Raw genomic sequence first — 20,819 nt, 5'->3', positions numbered from 1 at the left:
CTTATAAAATTAAAGTGAAAGTGAGCGCACATTTATTTTTTAAAATAATTCATTTGAGAAGGAGGAACTTTAATGAATGAAACCATTCCTATTAGAAATGGAGAAGGTATAGACAAGAAAACGCTTAAACAGTTTGTTTCAAGTCATTTGCTTGATATTCCTGCTACTTGTTTAGAAGTTCGACAATACCCCTCTGGGAAATCAAATTTAACCTATGAAATTCGTTTTGGTGAATGGGAGGCTGTATTAAGAAGACCGCCATTGGGTCCGTTACCGCCAAAGGCCCATGACATGAAAAGAGAGTATGACTTACTAAATAATCTCCATACTTGTTTTCCTTTAGCGCCAAAGCCTTATATTTACTGTGATGATGAAACCATTATAGGTAGTCCTTTTTATATCATGGAACGTAAGAAGGGTCAGACCATTAATGACAATTTAATCCGTAAAAAGAATATGACAATACAAGATAAACAACATATTTCGCAACTAATGGTCGATGCCATAGTAGAGCTGCATAATGTGGACTACAAAAAAGCAGGATTAGAGAAAATTGGGTATCCACAGGGTTTCATAGAAAGAAGACTTCAAAATTGGATAAACCGGTATGACAGATATAAAACGGATGAGATTAAGGTTATTGATAATTTAATAAAATGGCTGACTAATAATATACCCAATTCTCAAGAACCCACTCTCATTCATCACGACTTTAAGTTAAATAATGTTTTACTTTCCGATGACTCCAAGTCTATTACCGCTATTTTGGATTGGGAAATGGCTACTATTGGCGACCCACTATTTGACCTCGCTGCATCATTAAGCTATTGGGTCGAGGAAAAGGATTCCGATTTATTAAAAAATAGCTTAGAAACAACTACAGCACAAACTGGTTTTATTAGTCGAAGACAATTTATAGAAAGGTATGCTGATACAACAAATCGAGATATATCCTCTTTCAATTACTACTTAGCCTTAGCTTACTTCAAAATAGCTGTTACACAACAACAAATCTACTATCGATATAAAACTGGAGCCACACAGGATCATCGATTTGCCAAATTCTATGATAGTGTTAAAAACCTCATCACCTATGCAGAAGAACTTACTCACAATAAAAATTTATAAAAATATAGGAGGGAAATAGAAAATGATATTTGAAAAATCAGAAAAACTTATCAGGTTGGAAAATGAAATAACTGCATTTATGGAGGATTATATTTACCCCAATGAAAATTTATTTGAGGAACAATTAAATCAAAATGAAAATCGTTGGCAGGTTCCGCCGATTTTAGAGGAATTGAAAGCAAAGGCTAAAAATGCAGGCTTATGGAATTTATTTATGCCTGATCTAGAACACGGAGTAGGTTTAACAAACTTAGAGTTTTCATCATTAATGGAAATCATGGGACGTTCATTAATGGCTCCTGAGGTGTTTAACTGCGCTGCTCCTGATACCGGAAATATGGAAATTTTAGAGAAGTTTGGTACACCTGAACAAAAAGAGGAATGGCTCAAACCATTATTAGAGGGGGAAATTCGTTCAACTTTCTGTATGACTGAACCAGAGGTTGCATCCTCCGATGCTACCAACATTCAAACAAGCATAAAAAAAGTCGGTGACGAGTATGTCATTAATGGTCGCAAATGGTGGTCATCAGGAATTGCTTATGAAAATTGTAAAATATTAATTGTTATGGGGAAGACTGACCCAACAGCCCCGAAATATGAACAGCAGTCAATGATACTTGTACCAAAAGACACACCAGGAGTGAAAATTGTCCAGCATTTATCTGTATTTGGATATGATGATGCACCCCATGGTCATAGTGAAGTTATTTTTGACAATGTACGTGTACCATCTACGAATATTTTATGGGCTGAAGGAAAAGGTTTCGCTATCGCTCAAGGAAGACTTGGACCTGGTAGAATACATCATTGTATGCGCTTGATTGGTTCTGCAGAACGTTCTTTAGAATACATGATTAAAAGAGCACAACAACGAGTTACTTTTGGTAAACCGCTTATTGAACAAGGTGTTATTAGAAATTGGATTGCAGAATCTAGAGTGGAGATTGATCAAGTACGCTTACTTACACAAAGAGCCGCGTACATGATGGATACAGTTGGAAACAAAAAAGCTCGTGGTGAAATAGCGATGATCAAGGTGGCAGCACCATCCATGGCACTTAAGGTTATCGACCGGGCTATCCAAGTTCATGGCGGTGGAGGAGTAAGTGAAACATTCCCACTAGCAAAATTGTGGGCAAAGGCTAGAACCACTCGGATTTCTGATGGACCAGATGAGGTCCATAAAATAACTGTTGCTAAATTAGAAATTAAAAAATATCAATAGGACAGGGGGCTAACGTACGTTGGAAGAATTGCTAGACTTAACTGGTAAGGTTGCTTTAGTCACAGGGGGAAGTAGAGGGATTGGTGCACAAATTGTGAAAGATTATGCAGCACAAGGCGCGGATGTAGTCATTGTGGGCAGGAACATAGGAAAATGTGAAGAGGTCGCACATGAAGTTAGTCTAATGAACCGAAAGGCAATACCAATTTCAGCGGATGTGGCGAATCTTAACGATATTAAGGCAATGTTTAAAACAACTACCCAAGAATTTGGAAAACTTGATATTCTGGTAAATAATGCTGGGGCTAATTCTACTAATCAAGCTATCAATGTGATGGAAGAAGAATGGGATTATATATTCAATGTAAACTTAAAGGGACTGTTTTTTTGCAGTCAACAAGCCGCTGAAATGATGATTCCTCATAAAATGGGTAAAATCATCAATATTTCTTCTATTGGTGGTTCTAGAGCTTATCGAAATATAGCTCCCTATGCAGCAAGTAAGGCGGCTGTTATGCACCTTACAAGATCGCTTGCAAATGAATGGGCTCGTTACAATATCCAGGTAAACTCAATTGCTCCAGGGTTAATAGCAACTGATATAAATAAGGAGGATCTCTCGGATCCGAAAGCCTTGGACAGGATGCTTAAAATGATACCGCAAAGACGTTTAGGGGATGAAAAGGATATATCATCCATGGCTGTTTATTTGGCTGCCAGGGTTTCCGATTATATTACGGGTCAAACCTATTTTGTTGATGGCGGCAAAACAGTAGAGTAGTAATTTAGAATAATAGCGCTTTCAGTTGGATATTTTGTTAATATTTATTCAATGGGGAAGGGAGAAGTTAAATGTCAATTAAAAGGGCAGCCGCTATTGTGGGGGTTGGAGATGTAGAGTTAGAAAACGGTAAAGTATTAGGAAACAAATCCGTTTTTCAAATACAAGCTATTGCAGCTAAGAGGGCTTTAGATGATGCTGGAATTCGAAAAGATGAAGTAGATGGATTATTTACCGCAGGATTATGGGGTTTGCCTGGAGTTGGGCAATTTTCATCCGCCGTTATGGGTGAATATTTGGGCATTCAACCCAAATATTCAGATTCCACTCAAATAGGCGGTTCAACATTTGAAGCCCATGTTGGACACGCAGCGGCTGCAATACAAGCGGGATTGTGTGAAGTAGCACTGATACTTTATGGAAGCACCCAACGCTCGGATAGTGTAAGACTTCCTGTAAAACCAACCACTCTTACTGGGCAATATGAAACACCTTTTGGGTTGCCAAACCCAGTAGGTGCTTATGCAATGGCAGCACACAGACATATGCATCAGTATGGGACAAAGCAAGAACATCTTGCTGAGATAGCTGTAGCGACAAGGAAATGGGCGCAGCTTAATCCAGAGGCAACAATGAGAGAACCTTTAACGGTAGATGATGTGTTAAACTCGAAAATGATTAGTGATCCCCTGCATTTGTTGGATTGCTGTCTTGTTACAGATGGTGCGGGAGCCATTGTATTAGTCTCAGCAGACCGTGCCAAGAATTGTCGAAAAAAACCAATTTGGGTTCTGGGTCAGGGAGAATCTCATTCCCATTGGTCTATTCATGCAATGCCAGATTTAGCAACGGTTACATCAGCACAGAAATCTGGAAAAGTGGCATTTGAAATGGCCGGAGTTACACATGATGATATTGATGTGGTTGAAATCTATGATTCTTTTACTATTACTGTTTTGCTTACGCTAGAGGCCCTTGGTTTTTGCAAGCCAGGGGAAGGTGGAGATTTCGTTGCTAATCAGAGAACTGCCCCTGGTGGAGATTTCCCGTTAAACACAAATGGCGGGGGACTTTCATATGCGCACCCAGGTATGTATGGGATTTTCTTATTAATTGAAGCTGTCCGTCAATTGCGCGGTGAATGTGCTGACAGGCAGGTAAAAGATGCCAAAATAGCTTTGGTTAATGGTATCGGTGGTTCTCTGTCTACTTCATCTACTTGTATTTTAGGGAGGGATTAAGCCATGACTGAATACAAAAAACCAATTCCAACTCCTGATGGTGATTCTAAAACCTTTTGGGATGGCTGTAGTGTAGGGAAATTGCTAATTCAACAGTGCAATGATTGTGATAAGCATATTTTCTATCCAAGAGAGGTTTGTCCTCATTGCATGTCAGATCAAATAAATTGGGTAGAAGCAAGCGGAAAAGGAAAAGTATATTCCTATACCATTGCACGCCGCGCCGCACATCCTTCCTTCAAAGAGGATGTACCATACGTTGTCGCATTAATAGAATTAGATGAAGGAGTCAGGCTGATGTCTAATATCGTTAATTGCAATGTTGAGGAAGTACGGTGTGATATGGCTGTTAGGGTATTATTCCAAGAACAAGAAGGAATGATGCTGCCTAAGTTCGAGCTTGCCTAAGGATGATTCTGAAAAGGTGCAGATAAAAGTGGATGACAAGGTAATTTTTATCTATGTCATCACTTTTTCTTGTAATGATAAGTTTGCTGACATAATTTTTGGATAATTCTAAAGATAATGACTTTTTAGTTTACAAAGTTTTCACACTGATATAAAATAAAACTGAAAGTAATCTCACTTTTATTTTATATAAATATAGGTTGGAAAAGAGGTTACAGTATGGACTTTACATTTCATAAAGTACAGCAAAAGGAACGGTATGCGATTATTCAGCTAGACAATCCACCAGTTAATTCATTAAGTGATGATGTGAAAAGTGAATTACAGGTAGTTTTAGAAACATTGAAGATAAACAATCAGGTTATTATTCTGACAGGTACAGGTGAAAAGACCTTTATAGCTGGAGCAGATATAAAAGAATTAGCAAAATTAAATGAAGATAGTGGAAGAACTCGCGTAAATAAGAGCAGAGAATTATTTACCTATATTGAAAACTATCCCATCCCGATTATTGCGGCCATTAATGCCTCAGCCTTAGGGGGAGGATTTGAAATTGCTATGTGTTGTGATATTTGTATCGCGGCAAAAAATGCAAAGTTTGGTTTACCGGAAGTGGGGTTAGGGGTGATTCCTGGTGGAGGTGGAACCCAAAGACTGCCAAAGCTTGTTTCTCCAGGTCTGGCAAAATTAATGATATATACTGGGAAACTGATTACAGCAAATGAAGCAGAAAATTTAGGCATTGTTCAAATGGTAGTTAATCAGGAAGACTTGTTAATAGAGGCAGAGAAAATTGCTAAGACAATAACAAAAAAGGCTCCATTAGCAATCCAATATAGCAAAATTAGTATTAATCAAGGATTAAATAATGGTTTAGTAGAAGGATTGGAAAAAGAAGGTGAACTCTTCTCAAGATTATGTTCCACAAACGATAAGAACGAAGGAGTAAGCGCTTTCTTAGAAAAAAGAAAACCTATTTTTAATGGGAAATAGGTTTTTAGCCGGAATAGAGGGTGATATTTTGTTAGTAAAAGATATTTTAGATCATCACAATAAGGTAAATCCTAGCAAGCTTGCGATTATTTCAAATCAGCATAATCTTACTTATCGCGAGTTTTTTTCAAGGGTTCAACGTGTATCTAATGTATTAACGAATAAATTAGGATTAGTAAAAGGTGATCGTTTTGTCATTCTTTCTCAAAATAATGGATATATCCCTGAGCTGTATTTTGCCTCTTCTCTAACTGGTGTTGTCGCTGTTCCGATTAATTATCGATTAACATTATTTGAGATTTGTTCAATAATGAAAGATGCTGAAGCTAAGGCGATTTTTATTGATTCGGACCACACTGAAGGATTAGAGGAGATAAAAAAAGAGACAGGTATTAGTAATGGAATTGTACTGGAGGCAGAGGAAAATGTACTTTTTGGTTTGTCATATGAGAGCTTAGTACAAGATGCTTCTGATAAATATGAAAACAGGAAAATAAGAGAAAGCGATATTGTTTTACAAATATATACTTCAGGAACTACAGGAACTCCAAAGGGTGTTATGATTTCGAATCGTAATATTATGGCAAATTCATGGACATCCGTTGTAGAAGGTAACATCCGTCAACATGATCGGTTTTTAAACGTTGCTCCAATGTGTCACCTTTCAGCGGGTTCAAGAGTTTTTAGCCTTGCCTTTGCAGGGGCTACACATGTAATTTTACAAAAATTTGATCCTGAAACAGTTTTTCAGATTATGGGGGAACACCGAATTACCCATGCCTTATTAGTGCCAACCATGATTTCTAGTCTATTAGAATCCGAAAGATTTGATGCTAATTTTTTCAGCCATTTAGAAATGATTACTTATGGTGCTGCTCCAATGCCTATCCCCCTTTTACGGAAAGCAATGGATGCATTTCAATGTAAGTTCTGGAATGGGTATGGATTAACTGAAGCCAGCCCAATGCTCACGGGTCTTAAACCTGAAGATCATCAGTTAGCTTTATATGACTCTAGTTATGAGAAGATTATAAACTCAGTTGGTAAACAGCTATTAGGTATCAGTCTAAGAGTTGTAAACGATGAAGGAAACGAAGTTAATTCTGGCGAAACAGGAGAAATTATTGCAAAAGGTAAAAATGTAATGGAAGGTTATTGGAAAAATCCTGAATCCACGAGAGAAACAATAAAAGATGGCTGGTTATACACCGGTGATATCGGAATGATAGATAAAAATGGGTATGTTTATATTGTTGATCGTAAAAAAGATATGATGATTTCTGGTGGACTTAATGTTTATCCTCGTGAAATTGAAAAAGTAATGGAGCAATATGCCGGAGTTAAAGAAGTAGCAGTTACAAGCATTGCAGATGTTAAATGGGGAGAAATTCCTATTGCATTTGTTGTTTCGGAGGAAAATATTTCTACTGAACAATTGCAAGATTGGATAGCTGAACGACTAGCAAAATTTAAATTACCTAAAAAAATTATTTTAGTAGATGAACTGCCCCGAAATACAACTGGTAAAATCCAAAAACATGCATTAAAAACAAAATATTTAACTCATAATTAACTTAATTTTCAATCATCATAGCCCGTTTCTAAGGAGGAGTAAAATGGAAAATATTTCTGTAATAGGCGCTGGTATTATGGGTCATGGAATTGCCCAGATTGCAGCTTTAGCTGGATATAATGTGGTTTTGCGAGATATAAATGATGACATGCTAGAAAAAGGATTACAAAGTATTGATAGAAGTTTAAATCTTATGATTAGGTCAGAAAAAATAACAGTGACCCAAAAGGATAAGTGTTTACAAAGAATACAGTTAAAGAAAGATTTGAATGATAGTGTAAAGGAAGCAGATTTGGTCATAGAAGCAATACCAGAAGTACTCTCTTTGAAACAGGAACTGTTTCAACAACTAGATGAGATTTGTTCTCCAGAAACAATCCTAGCCACAAATACCTCTCAATTAAGTGTTACTTTAATCGGAGCTAAAGTATCACGCAAGGATAAAATAATTGGAACCCATTTCTTTAATCCTGTACCCGTTATGAAACTAGTGGAGATAATAAATGGTTTTGAGACTTCAGATGAAACATTGCAAACTGTTCAAAACTTTTGCCACACAATCGGAAAAGAAACAGTTGTCTGTAGAAAAGATACTCCTGGGTTTGTGACTACCAGGCTGCTGCTTGCACAAAGAGCTGAGGCTTTTCGTCTTTATGAAGAGGGCGTTGCTTCAATTGAAGATATAGATAAGGCAATGCGATTGGCGTTTAAGCATCCGATGGGACCTTTCCAGTTAGCAGACCTTGCGGGTCTTGATACTGGACTTAAAGCATTGACATCAATGGAAGAAAATTATGGAGAACGTTTTAAATCACCAACGTATTTAAAACAAATGGTCGCCTTAGGGTATCTGGGGAAAAAGAGTGGTAAAGGATTTTATGAATACTAAGAATTTAGTTTTTACTTACTGAATCTCTTTTTATATTGATGAAAGTTAGAAGGGAGCTTTTTTATGGTTAGAGAGGCAGTTATAGTAGAGGCATTGCGTCTTCCTACAGGAAAAAGAAATGGGATGTACTCGAATACGCGTCCTGAATATATGCTAAGTTCATTACTTAAAGGTTTAGTGGAAAAGGTGGATTTTGATCCAAAGGAGATTAGGGACGTTATTGTAGGGTGTGTTACACAAACAGCAGAGCAGGGAAATAATATAGCACGGATTTCAACACTTATGGCAGGGCTTCCTAAGGAAGTAGCAGCCATGACCATAAACCGAAAATGTGGTTCTTCACAGCAAGCAATCAATCAAGCTGCCCAAGGTGTTATTGCAGGGGATTATGATGTAGTTATCGCAGCTGGGATTGAAAATATGACTCGGATTCCTATTGGTGTTGACAGGGTTGAACCTCCTGTAGAATTGACAGATCTATATGAAATGATTTCCCAAGGGATATCAGCAGAAAGAATTGCTGATAAATGGGGGATATCTCGGCTGCAGATGGATGAGATTTCTTTAAGAAGCCACCAGCTAGCCAGTATTGCTCGTGAAAAAGGAGATTTTAGACGGGAAATATTACCCTATGAATTTATGATAGACGGTAAAAAAGAGATTATCTACGATGATGAAGGGATTCGTCTTACTACAACTTTAGAAAAATTATCTTCATTGAAATCTGCTTTTGCTGAAAACGGAAAAGTAACGGCTGGTAATTCAAGTCAAATCAGTGATGGAGCAGCTGGTTTATTAATCATGTCCCGTGAAAAAGCACAGGATTTAGGTTTAAAGCCAAGGGCTCGTATTATTGCGCGAGAGGTGATCGGATCTGACCCTACTATGATGCTTGATGGGCCCATCCCAATCACAAGACGGATTCTCGATAAAACAGGTTTAACTGTTCGAGATATTGACATATTTGAATGCAATGAAGCTTTTGCTTCTGTTATCCTCGCTTGGATGAAGGAATTTAAGCCTGATTTAGAAAAAGTTAATCCACGTGGAGGCTCCATTGCTTTAGGGCATCCTACAGGTGCAAGTGGTGCAAGAATTATGACTACTTTACTTCATGAATTAGAGGATATGGATAAGCAGTTTGGATTACAAGTGATGTGCTGTGGCGGTGGAATGGCAACGGCTACAATAATTGAGCGGCTTTAAAATCATTAAGAAAGTGAGGCTCAAGGTTTATGAAAAATAAAAATAATAAGCGACGACTTCCTTTAGAGGGAGTAGTAATTTTAGCTGCTGAGCATATGGTTGCTGCACCGATGGCAACTCAGTTATTAGCTGATATGGGTGCGGAGGTTATTAAAGTAGAGCGCCCAAAGGTAGGAGAATCAGGAAGAGGAACAGGTCCGTTTTTAAAAGATGAAGATGGAAATATCACTTCATCTACTATGTATCGGGTAAATAGAAATAAAAAAAGTATTACACTTGATATCACAACAAAAGAAGGAAAAGAAATTTTTATTCAACTTGCTAAAAAAGCTGATGTAGTTATTGAAAACTTCCGAGCAGGGGTTATGGATAAATTAGGATTAGGATACAGCGACTTGAAAAGTCAGAACCAAAAGTTAGTATATGTTTCATTAAGTGGATATGGACATAACGATATTTTGCCTAGTCCATACTCAGGGTGGGCTGCATACGGAAATCTAGGTGAAGCCTTAGGCGGCATAACCAATAACTTAATTACAAGATCTAAATCAGAGGAACCTCTAGGTTTTCATGGTCTTTCATTAGGAGATGTTTTTACAGCACTTAATGGTACGATTGGACTCCTAATCGCAATATTTGATGCGCAGCGTACCGGTGAAGGCCGCTATGTGGATATTGCAATGATGGATAGTCTATTTTTGCTAAATGAACGCCCAATGATGAACTATTCGCTCACCGGAGTAAAGCCTTCTCCAGAAACATCCTTTTTGTCTTTTATTGTTGGTGATTTTCGTGCAGAGGATGGATGGTTTACGGTTAGCGTTTACGTTGAAGCACATTGGCAAAAGTTTTGTCAGATAATAGATAGAGAGGACTTACTATCAAATCCAGATTTTGATACACCTGAAAAACGAGGAAGCCAAGTTGAGTCATTCTTCAGACCGGTATTAGAGCAATGGGCAAGTAAATATTCAAAACATGAGGTGGCAAAAATGTTTCTCGATGCAGGTATTGCCGCTGCTCCTATTCTTGACCCGGAAGATTTAGTAGAAAATCCACATATAAAAGCAAGAAATATGCTGGTCGAGTTTCCAATTGGAGATGGGAAAACATTACAGGCCGTTGGAAATCCAATAAAAATGTCGGGAGTTTCTGGAGAAAATGAAATATACCGACGTCCGCCTAATTTAGGTGAAAATACAAATGAAATATTGGAAGCGCTTTTAAATTATGACGGGGATAAAATAAGGGAATTGTATAAAAATAATATTATTTAAGTTTAATTTCAATATTTTAATGATTACAAAACTAGTAGACAATTAGAAGGGTGGATGAATTAAACCATGACGAAAAAAACAATTCGAATTGGCTGCGGGTCTGGTTATGCAGAAGACAATTTAGATCCAGCGATTGAATTGGCAAAAAAAGCCGATTTAGACTATTTATGTTTTGATTCGCTTGCAGAACGTACGTTGTCAATGGCACAAATGAGAAAGTTGAATGATCCTAACACTGGTTATGATATTCGACTTGAACAGTTAGCTCGCACCTTTCTCCCTTATGTTGATAAAGGGTTAAAAATCATTGGGAATATGGGAGCCGCCAATCCTGACGCTGCCATAAGACGTGTCCAAGAGATTGCGGAGGAACTAAATTTAACCAATATCCGTTTAGCGGCAATTACCGGTGACGATGTGCTAGACCAAATTAAAGAGAAAGACCCGATTATTTTAGAAACAGGAAAACCGTTAAGCGAACTTAATGGAACCATCGTTTCTGCCAATGCCTATGTTGGTGCAGATGCTATTGTAGAAGCACTTGAAAATGGGGCGAATTTTATTATTGGCGGTCGTTTAGCTGACCCCTCCCTTTTCCTAGGGCCAATGATATATGAATTTGGCTGGGCTGAAGAGGATTGGGAACGTAAAGGAAAAGGAATTATCATAGGACACCTATTAGAGTGTGGAACCCACGTAACAGGTGGAAACTATGCAGATCCACCGTACCGTGTTGTCCCTGGATTGGACCGTTTAGGCTTACCGTATGCTGTTGTTGAAGAAAGTGGAGACGGAGTTATTTCCATTTTAGATGATGCAGGGGGCATCATGACTGTTGATACATGTAAATCCCAGTTAGTCTACGAGGTACATGATCCTGAAAATTATATTACTCCTGATGGAATAGCGGATCTTAAAAATGTAACCGTCAAACAAGTCGGGAAAAATGATGTCTTAGTTGAAAACGGAACGGGAAAACCTCGTCCAAAGAAGTTAAAAGTCCTCGTTGGTGTGTTGGAAGGATATATAGGCGAAGGAGAGATGTCGTATGCCGGACCTGGAGCATATGAACGTGCCTTATTAAGTCAAGATACATTAAAAAAGAGATTCGATCGATTGTACAAAGATCATTCATTAGAAATTCGTTATGATATCATTGGGGTAAATTCGATACATGGAGCCTCTGCACCAACCCCTAGCGAACCTCCTTATGAAGTACGGCTGAGATCAGCGATGAGAACAGAGACCAAAGAAATCGCAGATGCTTGGGCACATGAGGTGGAATTACTCTATCTCTTAGGTGCTGCAGGGGGCGGCGGAAACCGTAGAAGTGTTAAACAAGTACTTGCGATGTACAGTGCCTTTTTGGATGCTTCCGACGTAAAATTAACAGTTAGTATGATAGAGGAGGTATTAAAATGAGAAAAGTTCTATTACGTGAAATAGCTCATTCCCGTTCAGGCGATAAAGGAGATACATCGAACGTTGGTGTAGTTCCATATGATGAGAAAAATTATGAATTGATTAAAGAACAAGTAACTGTGGGACGTGTTCGTGAATTATTTGGTGAGTTAGTACAGGGTGAAATCACAAGATTTGAATTTGACGGTTTGAAGGCAATAAATTTTGTGATGAAAAATGCACTTTCAGGTGGTGTTTCCCGTTCCTTAAATCTAGATACACACGGGAAATCTTGGTCTAACTTAATCTTGCGATTAGAAATAGAGATTCCATAAACGTTGAATTGAATGCAATCCATTTAAGGAGGTATAATGTATGAGTAATCTTGGATATCACCTGGAAGGGGTGGTTCAGGAATCACCAGACTTAAGATGGTTATATTATCAAGATCAAATTTTTACTCTTGGTGAATTATCTATAAAGATAAATAAAGCAGCTAATGTTTTTTCTTCTTTGGGTGTTAAAAGAGGAGATAAAGTGGCATTAGTTCTTTCTAATAATCCAGAATATTTATTCTGTTGGTTTGGTTTAGCCAAAATTGGAGCCGTCATGGTTCCAATTAATACGTCAACAAAAGGTGAGATGCTTAGCTATATCATTAGTCATTCAGATGCAGTTATGGCTTTGGTAGAAGAGCCCTTTCTCAATGAATATATGCAAATTAAATCAACACTTAAAAAAATTCAGCATTCGATTGTGATATCCGATAGTAGCTCTTCTATTGATCAAAATGATTTCTATTCTTTTAAAAAGTTATTGGATGATGCAAGTCCTTTGTATATTGAAACGAATAAAGTTTTGGTCGAAGACCTTATGTGTATTCTATATACTTCTGGCACAACCGGAGTTCCAAAGGGTGTAATGTTAAGTCAAAATGCGTATGTTGCAGCAGGTGCAGCCTCAGCTAATCAAATTTTCCAATTTCGACCCGATGATGTTATTTATACGTGTCTGCCATTTTTTCATGTCAATGCTCAAATGGGAACGACAATGCCGGCCCTATTATCAAAAGTTCCGTTGGCAGTCGGGAAAAAATTTAGTGCATCTAAATTCTGGAGTGAAATGGATCGTTATAAGGTTACTGTGTTTAAATTTATCGGAGCTATGATTACGATACTATATAAAAATTCATCCAGTGAAATCCAATATCACAATACAGTGAGATTGGGCATTGGTGCCCCAGTACCTAAAGATTTATGGCTCCCTTTTGAACAACGTTTTGGACTGCAATTGTTAGAAGGTTATGGTACGACTGAAACAACAACTGCTTGTATTGCGAATAGACCCAATGATTTTAGGATAGGATCTTGCGGTAAACCAATATCACACTATGAAATAAGTATTAGAGATGAAGAAAATCTTCCGGTATCTCCCAAAAAACCTGGCGAATTATGTATTAGACCATTGAAACCGCATGTTTTTATGGAAGGTTATTATAAAATGGAAGACAAGACAAATGAAGCATTAATTGACGGATGGTTCCATACTGGTGATCGTGCTTACCAAGATGAAGATGGTTTTTACTTTTTCTTAGATCGTACAAAAGATGTGATTAGAAGGAAAGGCGAAAATATTTCTTCATTTATGGTAGAAAAAATCATTAATAACCATCCAAAAGTGTTTGAGTCAGCTGCAATCGGTATCCCGAATGAATTGAGTGAAGATGAGGTAAAAGTTTTTGTTAAATTAAAACCGGGAGAAGCAGCAACAGAAAAGGATATTTATGATTGGTGTGAAAAGTATATGTCAGAGTTTATGTACCCAAGATTTATTGAATTTATATATGAATTTCCAAAAACACCAACAGAAAAAGTCCAAAAATTTAAATTAAAAGAATTGTCGAATGAAAATGCCTGGGATAGTAGTGAACTGCTAAAAAAGGAGAAAATGAAATAATTATGTAAATTCAATCTTTTGAAGGAATGATAACTATGGCAAATATGGAAAGAAATATTCTTGAGCCTAAAACTCAAAAAGGTAAGATGATGAAAGATAAACTAAAAAAAGCTGCTGCCGAGATATACGGTGAAAAGGGATATATAAATACTAGAATAGTAGACATAACCACAGAAGCAGATGTTTCAGAGGGTAATTTTTATCGATATTATGCTAATAAAGACGAGATCCTTGTTGAAATCATTGAGGACATGATTGATGATATCTATGAAGAAAGTATGAACGAGGCAAAATCCCAAAGTAGTCAAAAGATAAAATCATCTACTAGGGCCTTTTTTAAATCAATTAAAAAACATGCTAAATTATATAATGTATTTGTCCAGGTCTCAGGTTTTGATCCGTTTTATAAGGAAAAACAGCAAGAGTTGCGTAAGCGTTTTCTTAAAAATGTTCGGAGAACCTTTGAAAAACAGCAGATATCCACAGATATCGATTTGGATTATATCTCAAGTGCGATTGCGAGTATGATTCAACAGACCGCTTATAATTGGTGCGTTCTAGGTGGAGAAAAAGAGTATAACTTAGAAGAATTAAGTGATACTGTCTCTAACATTTGGATTAACGCAATTGAGTCTACAAAAAAAAATAGCAACTAAAAATAATATATGGAGGCATTTGTTTTGGATGAGTATATACACAGACGAACATTATATTTTTAGAAAAGCTTTCCGTAGATTTTTAGTAAAAGAGATAATTCCATTTATAGATGAATGGGAGGAAGGAACTTTAGTCCCCAAAGAAATTTGGAGAAAATTTGGGGATTGTGGTTTTCTTTGCCCATGGGTGGAAGAGAAATACGGTGGATTAGGAGCTGGATTTGAATATTCTATTATAATGATTGAAGAACTTGGTAAAGCAGGAGTTGATATTGCTGTACCATTGCATAGTGATGTGGTTGCTCCCTATATTGAAAAATATGGAAGTGAAGAACAAAAACAAAAATGGTTGCCAAAATGCGTATCGGGTGAAGTGACATTATCTATCGCCATGACAGAACCAAATACTGGATCAGATGTTGCAGCAATAACAACCGTTGCAAAAAAAGAGGGTCAGGATTATATTATTAATGGTCAGAAAGTGTATATATCAAATGGGATTAACAGTAAATTAACCATCCTCGCTTGTAAAACCCGAACAGATGTTTTTCCTCCACATAAAGGAATTAGCCTAATCCTTGTCGAAGAAGGAACTAAGGGTTTTTCAAAAGGGAAAAGTATGAAAAAAATGGGAAGAAAAGCTTCAGAGGTCTGTGAATATTACTTCAATGACTGCCGTGTACCTATTAGTAACTTATTAGGAGAAGAAAACAAAGGATTTTCCTATTTAATGAGTAACCTTCAACAAGAACGTCTGGTGCAAATCATTCGTTCACAAGCAGAGGCTGAAGCAGTCTTGGATTTAACTATAGAATATACCAAAAATCGAACTGCATTCGGTCAACCCATTAGTAAATTTCAGCATAATCAATTTAAAATAGTTGAAATGGCAACGGAAATTGAAATAGGACGAGTATTTGTTGATGAGGTAGCTGCTAGCCATCTTAAGGGAACTAGAGATGAAAAGAGAGTAGCTATGGCGAAGTGGTGGATTACAGAAATGGCCAATCGGGTTGCTTATCAATGCTTGCAGCTGCATGGTGGTATTGGCTATATGGAAGAATATCCACTGGCACGCAGATTTCGAAATATTCGAATGGATACGATCGCAGCTGGAACTACAGAGATTATGAAGGTCATTCTTTCTAAAAAGCTAGGTTTATAGCTGCAAAATTGTAAAATCTATTTAATCTTCAATTAGTAATAGTATACTTAGAATTTTCGGAATAAATAAAAGTATCATAAAATTTAGATAAAACACTTTTCAATTCATTGCATTTGTTTTATAATAAATTAAAAGTGAGCTCATCTTCACAATTTAAAAATGTAAGCGTTTGTATTAAACGTATTATACCTGCACTGTTAGGTTGTATTTGAACAACAGTTCGTAGTTTCCGGATCTACTAAGTATTACCTATATTAAGGAGGTTGCGTTTTATGTCAACTGAGGAGAAAAATTTCCAAGGGCCAGTTCCTATTATTGATTGTGATATTCATCCTAATCCAGTTCGCAAAAGGGATTTATTACCTTACTTAGATGATTACTGGAGAGACTATATGATTGCAAGTAAATTTCGTGGTCATTTACCAACAGTCGATTTTACAATACCCGTTAATGGCGGCCTTAGGGCAGATAGCAAGGTACCAGAGGGCGGACCAGCCTGTTCATCTGTTGACTTTTTCAAAAAGCAGGTTATGGACGAATATAATTACTCACATGCGATTCTTTTTACGGATGGAACCTTCTTTTTATCAGGTGCACCGCAGCGTGAAATGGCAACAGCAATGGCACCGGCGTACAATGAATGGCTGATTGAGCACTGGCTAGCTAAGGATTCACGACTATTTGGTTCAGTATTGGTTGCAGCTCAGGATCCTGAAGCTGCTGCAAGAGAAATAGATCGTGTAGGCGGTCATCCTCAAATGGTACAGGTTGGACTAGGTATCCATTCTCCTTTTGGCGGATGGGGTGATCCTCGTTACGATCCTATTTGGGAGGCAGCTGTTCGGAATGATTTAGTTGTAACCTTTCACTTAACTGTTGGCCCAACAGGACTATTTAAATCAGGTCCAATAGGTCCGCCACGATATTTTGTAGAAACTCAATCCACACATTCGTTAGTTTTTCAGTCACAATTGGCAAATATGGTTTTTTCCGGAATGTTTGAAAAGTTTCCAGGATTAAAAATAGCATTTATAGAAGCTGGTTTTGCTTGGGTACCTGGACTGACATATATGATGGATACTCAATGGCGTGCAGTTAGAAGAGAGGTTCCTTGGGTGAAAAGACCGCCAAGTGAATATGTAAAGGAACACTTTTGGTTTGGTACACAGCCTATGATAGAGCCAGAGCCTGCGGACCGCAAGCATCTCGAACAACTAATAGATATGGTAGGCGCTGATAAACTCTTGTTTGCTTCAGACTACCCACATTGGGAATTTGATTCGCCTGTTGCGGCATTGAAAGGGTTAAATAAACAAACAAGAGAAAAAATTCAATACTATAATGCTAAAAAACTTTTTGGTCTGCCTGAACCTGTTTTGATCAATAGTTGAAGGGAAACTTTTAATGTTAAATAGTGAAATTTTATCAAATACCCGAATTATTGATTTAGGCACAGTAATTGCAGGTCCACAATGTGCAGGATTACTAGGTGATTTCGGAGCGGAAGTTATTAAAATTGAAGATCCAAATGGCGGAGATCCAGCACGTAAATTAGCTCCTATTAAAAATGGAGAAAGCTTATGGTGGAAAGTAATAGGTAGAAATAAAAAATCCGTTACTTTAAACTTAAAGGATGAACGAGGAAAACAGCTTTTTACAGAATTAGTAAAGAAAAGCGATGTGCTCATTGAGAATTTTAGACCAGGAGTTATGGAACGACTTGGTTTTTCCTGGGAATATTTAAAATCAATAAACCCAGATTTGATTTTTTTAAGAATTAGTGGTTATGGTCAAAATGGTCCCATGTCAGATTTACCTTCATTTGGGCGGGCTGCTGAAGCCTTTAGTGGAATCCAATATCTAACCGGATTTCCAGAAGGCCCACCGGTCCATGCAGGTTTTTCTATGGCGGATTCATTAACTGCTTTAATGGGCGCTTATGGTGTTTCACTGGCTCTTTATGAGCGGGAGCATAACAAAAAAGGTGGACAAATGATAGATTTAGCACTTTTTGAAACTCTTTTTCGAATAGTTGAATTTCCAATTGTAATGTATGATCAACTCCAACAAGTCCAAGAACGTCAAGGGAATCAACATCCCGGTGGACAGCCTATTAACACATATATGACAAAGGATGGAAAATGGCTGACAATCTCTGCAGCTACAGATAATACAGCAAGAAAGTTTCTAAAAGCTATTGGTGGAGATCAATTAGCAAACGATTCAAGATTCAAAAGTAATCAGCTGCGTGTTGAAAATGCCATTTATTTAAATGAAATAATTAAAAATTGGATAGGAGACCGAACATTAGCTGTGATTGAGAAAGTGCTAAATGAAAATGATGCTCCTTTTTATTCAGTAGTAATGAATACCAAAGATTTATTTGAAAGTGAGCAAATCTGGGCTAGAGAAGATATCATCTCTGTAAAGGATGAGGATTTCGAAGACTTAAAAATGCAAGGAATTGTCCCGAAATTTTCCAGAACGCCTGGCAAAGTAAAACATACAGGTCCGAAGTTAGGAGAGCATAATCTAGAAGTTTATTCAAAATTATGCGGTGTAAGTGAAGAGGAACTTGAAAAATTACAGGCGGAAAAAGTAATATAAACATATCTTCTTGTTTAAATGTAAGCGATTACTTAATTTTTGTATGCTACCTATAATTCTATACAAGAAGATCTGTTTGGTGTTTTAACATCACAAGTGTCCTGTCGAAATCAATGAAAAATAAGATTTTTGTTAGAATTAATATTCTGAATATTTGGACTGCACTGTTTACAAGTAGAAGATTTTTATTTACAATTAAAGTAAAAGTGAGTTCACTTTTTTAAACAACAGTGATTAGCTAAATATATTTAACTAATTTATGTCTATGGCAGCCCCCTAAAGCATGTTTTCAATTTCCTTTAACATAAGCTGATGGAACATTTTTTCTTTGGATCGTTACTTGCCAAACAAATCTATTAGGAGGATGGTAGTTCATCAGGTTATTGGATTGTATTTAAAAGAGTGAATTATACTAATTACGCAAATGAAAAGGTGAAACTAATAAATTAATCCAAAAAGCAATAATAAATAGGGGGAATAATATGACAAACATTCAAAAGATCGAATCATATACCAAATGGTTGGATAAAACTCTTGAATTCACCTCATTCTTTTGCTTAATCATTAGTGTGGCTTTTGCCATTTTTAATGTTATGATGAGATTCTTTTTTGATGCCTCTTATGCATTGGTTGAAGAGATTTGTCGGTACACCATTATTTACGGTACATTCTTGTATCTCGGACCGCTCGTCAAAAAAGGTGAACATATTAAAATGGATTTGATGAGCACGATCCTTAAAGGGAAGTTACGACACCTTAATGAATTAATCATTAGTTTCATCCTCTTCATTGCGTTTGCCATTCTTTGTTGGGCGAGTACACAATGGGTGCTTTCTTTGTTTCAAATGAGAATATTGACTCCTTCGGGGACTATGTTAATGGTAATCCCTACAATAGCGGTTCCGATTGGGATGTTTTTTGCCATCATATATTCCATTCAACAAATTATTATCGAATTTAGTAGAATTAGAGTTCCCAAAATAACACCGACGATAACTGAACAAAAAGCACCACAGGAGGTTGAGATAAAATGTTAATAGCTGGACTAATTATTTTTGCTGTTCTACTAGTTATCGGTACTCCTGTTTGGTTGGCATTGGGAGCTGGCGGTGCATTTTGGGCAATCGTAATGATGGGATTACCGATAGAGAGTATACCTACTCAATTTTATGTTTCAACTGATAGCTGGCTATTATTAGCAGTCCCATATTTTTTACTTGCAGGAAACTTAATGACTTTTATGGGTCCAGCTACAAAAATATTAAAGGTAATAACTGATTTGGTAGGACATTTCCGTGGAGGCTTACCAGCAGCTGCCGTTATTGCTTGTGCATTATTTGGGGCACTTTCTGGATCCTCGATTGCAACTGTTGTTGCCGTTGGAACATTGATAATTCCTCAAATGACCGCATTAGGTTATTCAAAAGAAAATAGTATGGGTATTGTAGCTGCAGCAGGTACCTTAGGTGTAATGATTCCTCCTAGTGTTATTTTTATAGTATATGCCTCAATGGTTCAAGTGAATGTAGCCGACCTCTTTCTAGCTGGCATCGTTCCTGGTATATTGATTGCAATCATATTAGTTATAACTGCGGTAATTGTTAGTAGACGTGAGAAAGCAATTAGAAAAGAGAGAAGTAGTTTTGCAGAGATAAGAGTTTCCTTCCTGCAAGCTATTCCATCATTGTTTATGCCAGTTATTGTTTTAGGGGGAATTTATACCGGTATTATGACACCAACAGAATCAGCTGCCATTGCTGTTTTGTACGTTTTAATCATCAGCTTCCTTTTTAATCGGAAAGAGTTTACGAAAGAAAATTTACTCCAAAGCGTTAAGAGTTCCATGGTTACAACTGCTGTCATCTACATAATTTTAGGTGGAGCTCAGTTATTTGCAACTGCCCTTACGTATACTCAATTTACACAGAACCTTACAGAATATATTGTAGGTTTATCATTTTCTCCGTGGATCATAATGTTATTGATTTTACTACTATTCTTTGTTTTAGGTACATTCTTAGAACCATTCCCGATTCTCTTTATTACAATGCCTATTCTTTATCCGGTTGTAATAAGCTTAGGTTTTAGTCCGATTCATTTTGGGATTGTAACATGTGCTTTAATGATGATATCTCAAATTACTCCTCCTGTGGGTGGCAGCCTTTTTGCCTTGAGCGGCTATTTTAAAGAGAACATTACCGTAGTTGTAAAGGGATCAGTCCCGTATTTATATGCGTTAGTTTTTGCCGCTCTGATTCTACTATATGTACCGTGGTTAAGTACTTTTATGTTAGATTAGTAAAATTTCGA

Annotated in this window: 19 protein-coding genes; all 19 read left to right on the top strand. The window is 37.0% G+C overall.

The window, feature by feature from the left end:
- The first annotated feature begins 72 nt into the window (after positions 1–72).
- The 19 genes from BLR86_RS18120 (at position 73) to BLR86_RS18030 (ending at position 20,808) form a co-directional block, all read left to right on the top strand.
- The gene (locus BLR86_RS18120; protein ID WP_090764622.1) at positions 73–1,128 is read left to right on the top strand and encodes a phosphotransferase family protein; all 1,056 of its coding nucleotides are present in this window, start codon (positions 73–75) and stop codon (positions 1,126–1,128) included.
- 22 nt (positions 1,129–1,150) lie between these two features.
- Positions 1,151–2,356, top strand: coding sequence for an acyl-CoA dehydrogenase family protein (locus BLR86_RS18115; protein ID WP_090764619.1), 1,206 nt, complete (start codon positions 1,151–1,153; stop codon positions 2,354–2,356).
- Between the two features lie 19 nt (positions 2,357–2,375).
- On the top strand, positions 2,376–3,137 hold the full coding sequence (locus tag BLR86_RS18110; protein WP_090764615.1) for an SDR family NAD(P)-dependent oxidoreductase: 762 nt from the start codon (positions 2,376–2,378) through the stop codon (positions 3,135–3,137).
- Positions 3,138–3,208: 71 nt separating this feature from the next.
- Positions 3,209–4,378, top strand: a complete 1,170-nt coding sequence (locus tag BLR86_RS18105) for an acetyl-CoA acetyltransferase (protein WP_090764613.1) — start codon at positions 3,209–3,211, stop codon at positions 4,376–4,378.
- 3 nt (positions 4,379–4,381) lie between these two features.
- Entirely contained in the window at positions 4,382–4,786 is a 405-nt protein-coding gene (locus BLR86_RS18100) for a Zn-ribbon domain-containing OB-fold protein (RefSeq protein WP_090764610.1), read from the top strand.
- A gap of 219 nt (positions 4,787–5,005) precedes the next feature.
- Positions 5,006–5,779, top strand: a complete 774-nt coding sequence (locus tag BLR86_RS18095) for an enoyl-CoA hydratase/isomerase family protein (protein WP_090764607.1) — start codon at positions 5,006–5,008, stop codon at positions 5,777–5,779.
- A gap of 28 nt (positions 5,780–5,807) precedes the next feature.
- On the top strand, positions 5,808–7,352 hold the full coding sequence (locus tag BLR86_RS18090) for a long-chain-fatty-acid--CoA ligase (RefSeq protein ID WP_175492950.1): 1,545 nt from the start codon (positions 5,808–5,810) through the stop codon (positions 7,350–7,352).
- A gap of 43 nt (positions 7,353–7,395) precedes the next feature.
- Positions 7,396–8,241: a 3-hydroxyacyl-CoA dehydrogenase family protein gene (locus tag BLR86_RS18085; protein ID WP_090764601.1), complete on the top strand. Its 846-nt coding sequence runs from the start codon at positions 7,396–7,398 to the stop codon at positions 8,239–8,241.
- Between the two features lie 63 nt (positions 8,242–8,304).
- The gene (locus BLR86_RS18080; protein ID WP_090764598.1) at positions 8,305–9,447 is read left to right on the top strand and encodes a thiolase family protein; all 1,143 of its coding nucleotides are present in this window, start codon (positions 8,305–8,307) and stop codon (positions 9,445–9,447) included.
- Between the two features lie 29 nt (positions 9,448–9,476).
- Positions 9,477–10,724, top strand: a complete 1,248-nt coding sequence (locus BLR86_RS18075; protein WP_090764595.1) for a CaiB/BaiF CoA transferase family protein — start codon at positions 9,477–9,479, stop codon at positions 10,722–10,724.
- A 66-nt stretch (positions 10,725–10,790) separates the two neighbouring features.
- Positions 10,791–12,146 (top strand): acyclic terpene utilization AtuA family protein, encoded by a 1,356-nt coding sequence (locus BLR86_RS18070; RefSeq protein WP_090764593.1) that lies wholly within the window; start codon positions 10,791–10,793, stop codon positions 12,144–12,146.
- The gene (locus tag BLR86_RS18065; RefSeq protein ID WP_090764590.1) at positions 12,143–12,460 is read left to right on the top strand and encodes an AtuA-related protein; all 318 of its coding nucleotides are present in this window, start codon (positions 12,143–12,145) and stop codon (positions 12,458–12,460) included. Before BLR86_RS18070 ends, BLR86_RS18065 begins: the two co-directional genes overlap by 4 nt.
- Positions 12,461–12,500: 40 nt before the next feature.
- Positions 12,501–14,081: an AMP-binding protein gene (locus tag BLR86_RS18060; RefSeq protein ID WP_090764588.1), complete on the top strand. Its 1,581-nt coding sequence runs from the start codon at positions 12,501–12,503 to the stop codon at positions 14,079–14,081.
- Positions 14,082–14,116: 35 nt separating this feature from the next.
- Positions 14,117–14,737, top strand: coding sequence for a TetR/AcrR family transcriptional regulator (locus tag BLR86_RS18055; RefSeq protein ID WP_175492949.1), 621 nt, complete (start codon positions 14,117–14,119; stop codon positions 14,735–14,737).
- 28 nt (positions 14,738–14,765) lie between these two features.
- Complete coding sequence (locus BLR86_RS18050; RefSeq protein ID WP_090764581.1) at positions 14,766–15,902, top strand: acyl-CoA dehydrogenase family protein; 1,137 nt, start codon at positions 14,766–14,768, stop codon at positions 15,900–15,902.
- A 272-nt stretch (positions 15,903–16,174) separates the two neighbouring features.
- On the top strand, positions 16,175–17,293 hold the full coding sequence (locus BLR86_RS18045) for an amidohydrolase family protein (protein WP_090764578.1): 1,119 nt from the start codon (positions 16,175–16,177) through the stop codon (positions 17,291–17,293).
- 13 nt (positions 17,294–17,306) lie between these two features.
- Entirely contained in the window at positions 17,307–18,509 is a 1,203-nt protein-coding gene (locus BLR86_RS18040) for a CaiB/BaiF CoA transferase family protein (RefSeq protein WP_090764576.1), read from the top strand.
- A 482-nt stretch (positions 18,510–18,991) separates the two neighbouring features.
- Positions 18,992–19,546: a TRAP transporter small permease gene (locus BLR86_RS18035; protein ID WP_090764573.1), complete on the top strand. Its 555-nt coding sequence runs from the start codon at positions 18,992–18,994 to the stop codon at positions 19,544–19,546.
- Positions 19,540–20,808 (top strand): TRAP transporter large permease, encoded by a 1,269-nt coding sequence (locus tag BLR86_RS18030; protein WP_090764570.1) that lies wholly within the window; start codon positions 19,540–19,542, stop codon positions 20,806–20,808. Before BLR86_RS18035 ends, BLR86_RS18030 begins: the two co-directional genes overlap by 7 nt.
- Positions 20,809–20,819 lie beyond the last annotated feature (11 nt).

Source organism: Bacillus sp. OK048, assembly GCF_900103525.1.
Classification (GTDB): Bacteria; Bacillota; Bacilli; order Bacillales; family Cytobacillaceae; genus Neobacillus.
The sequence above is the reverse complement of the archived record's forward strand: the minus strand, read 5'-3'. Positions and strand labels throughout refer to the sequence as shown.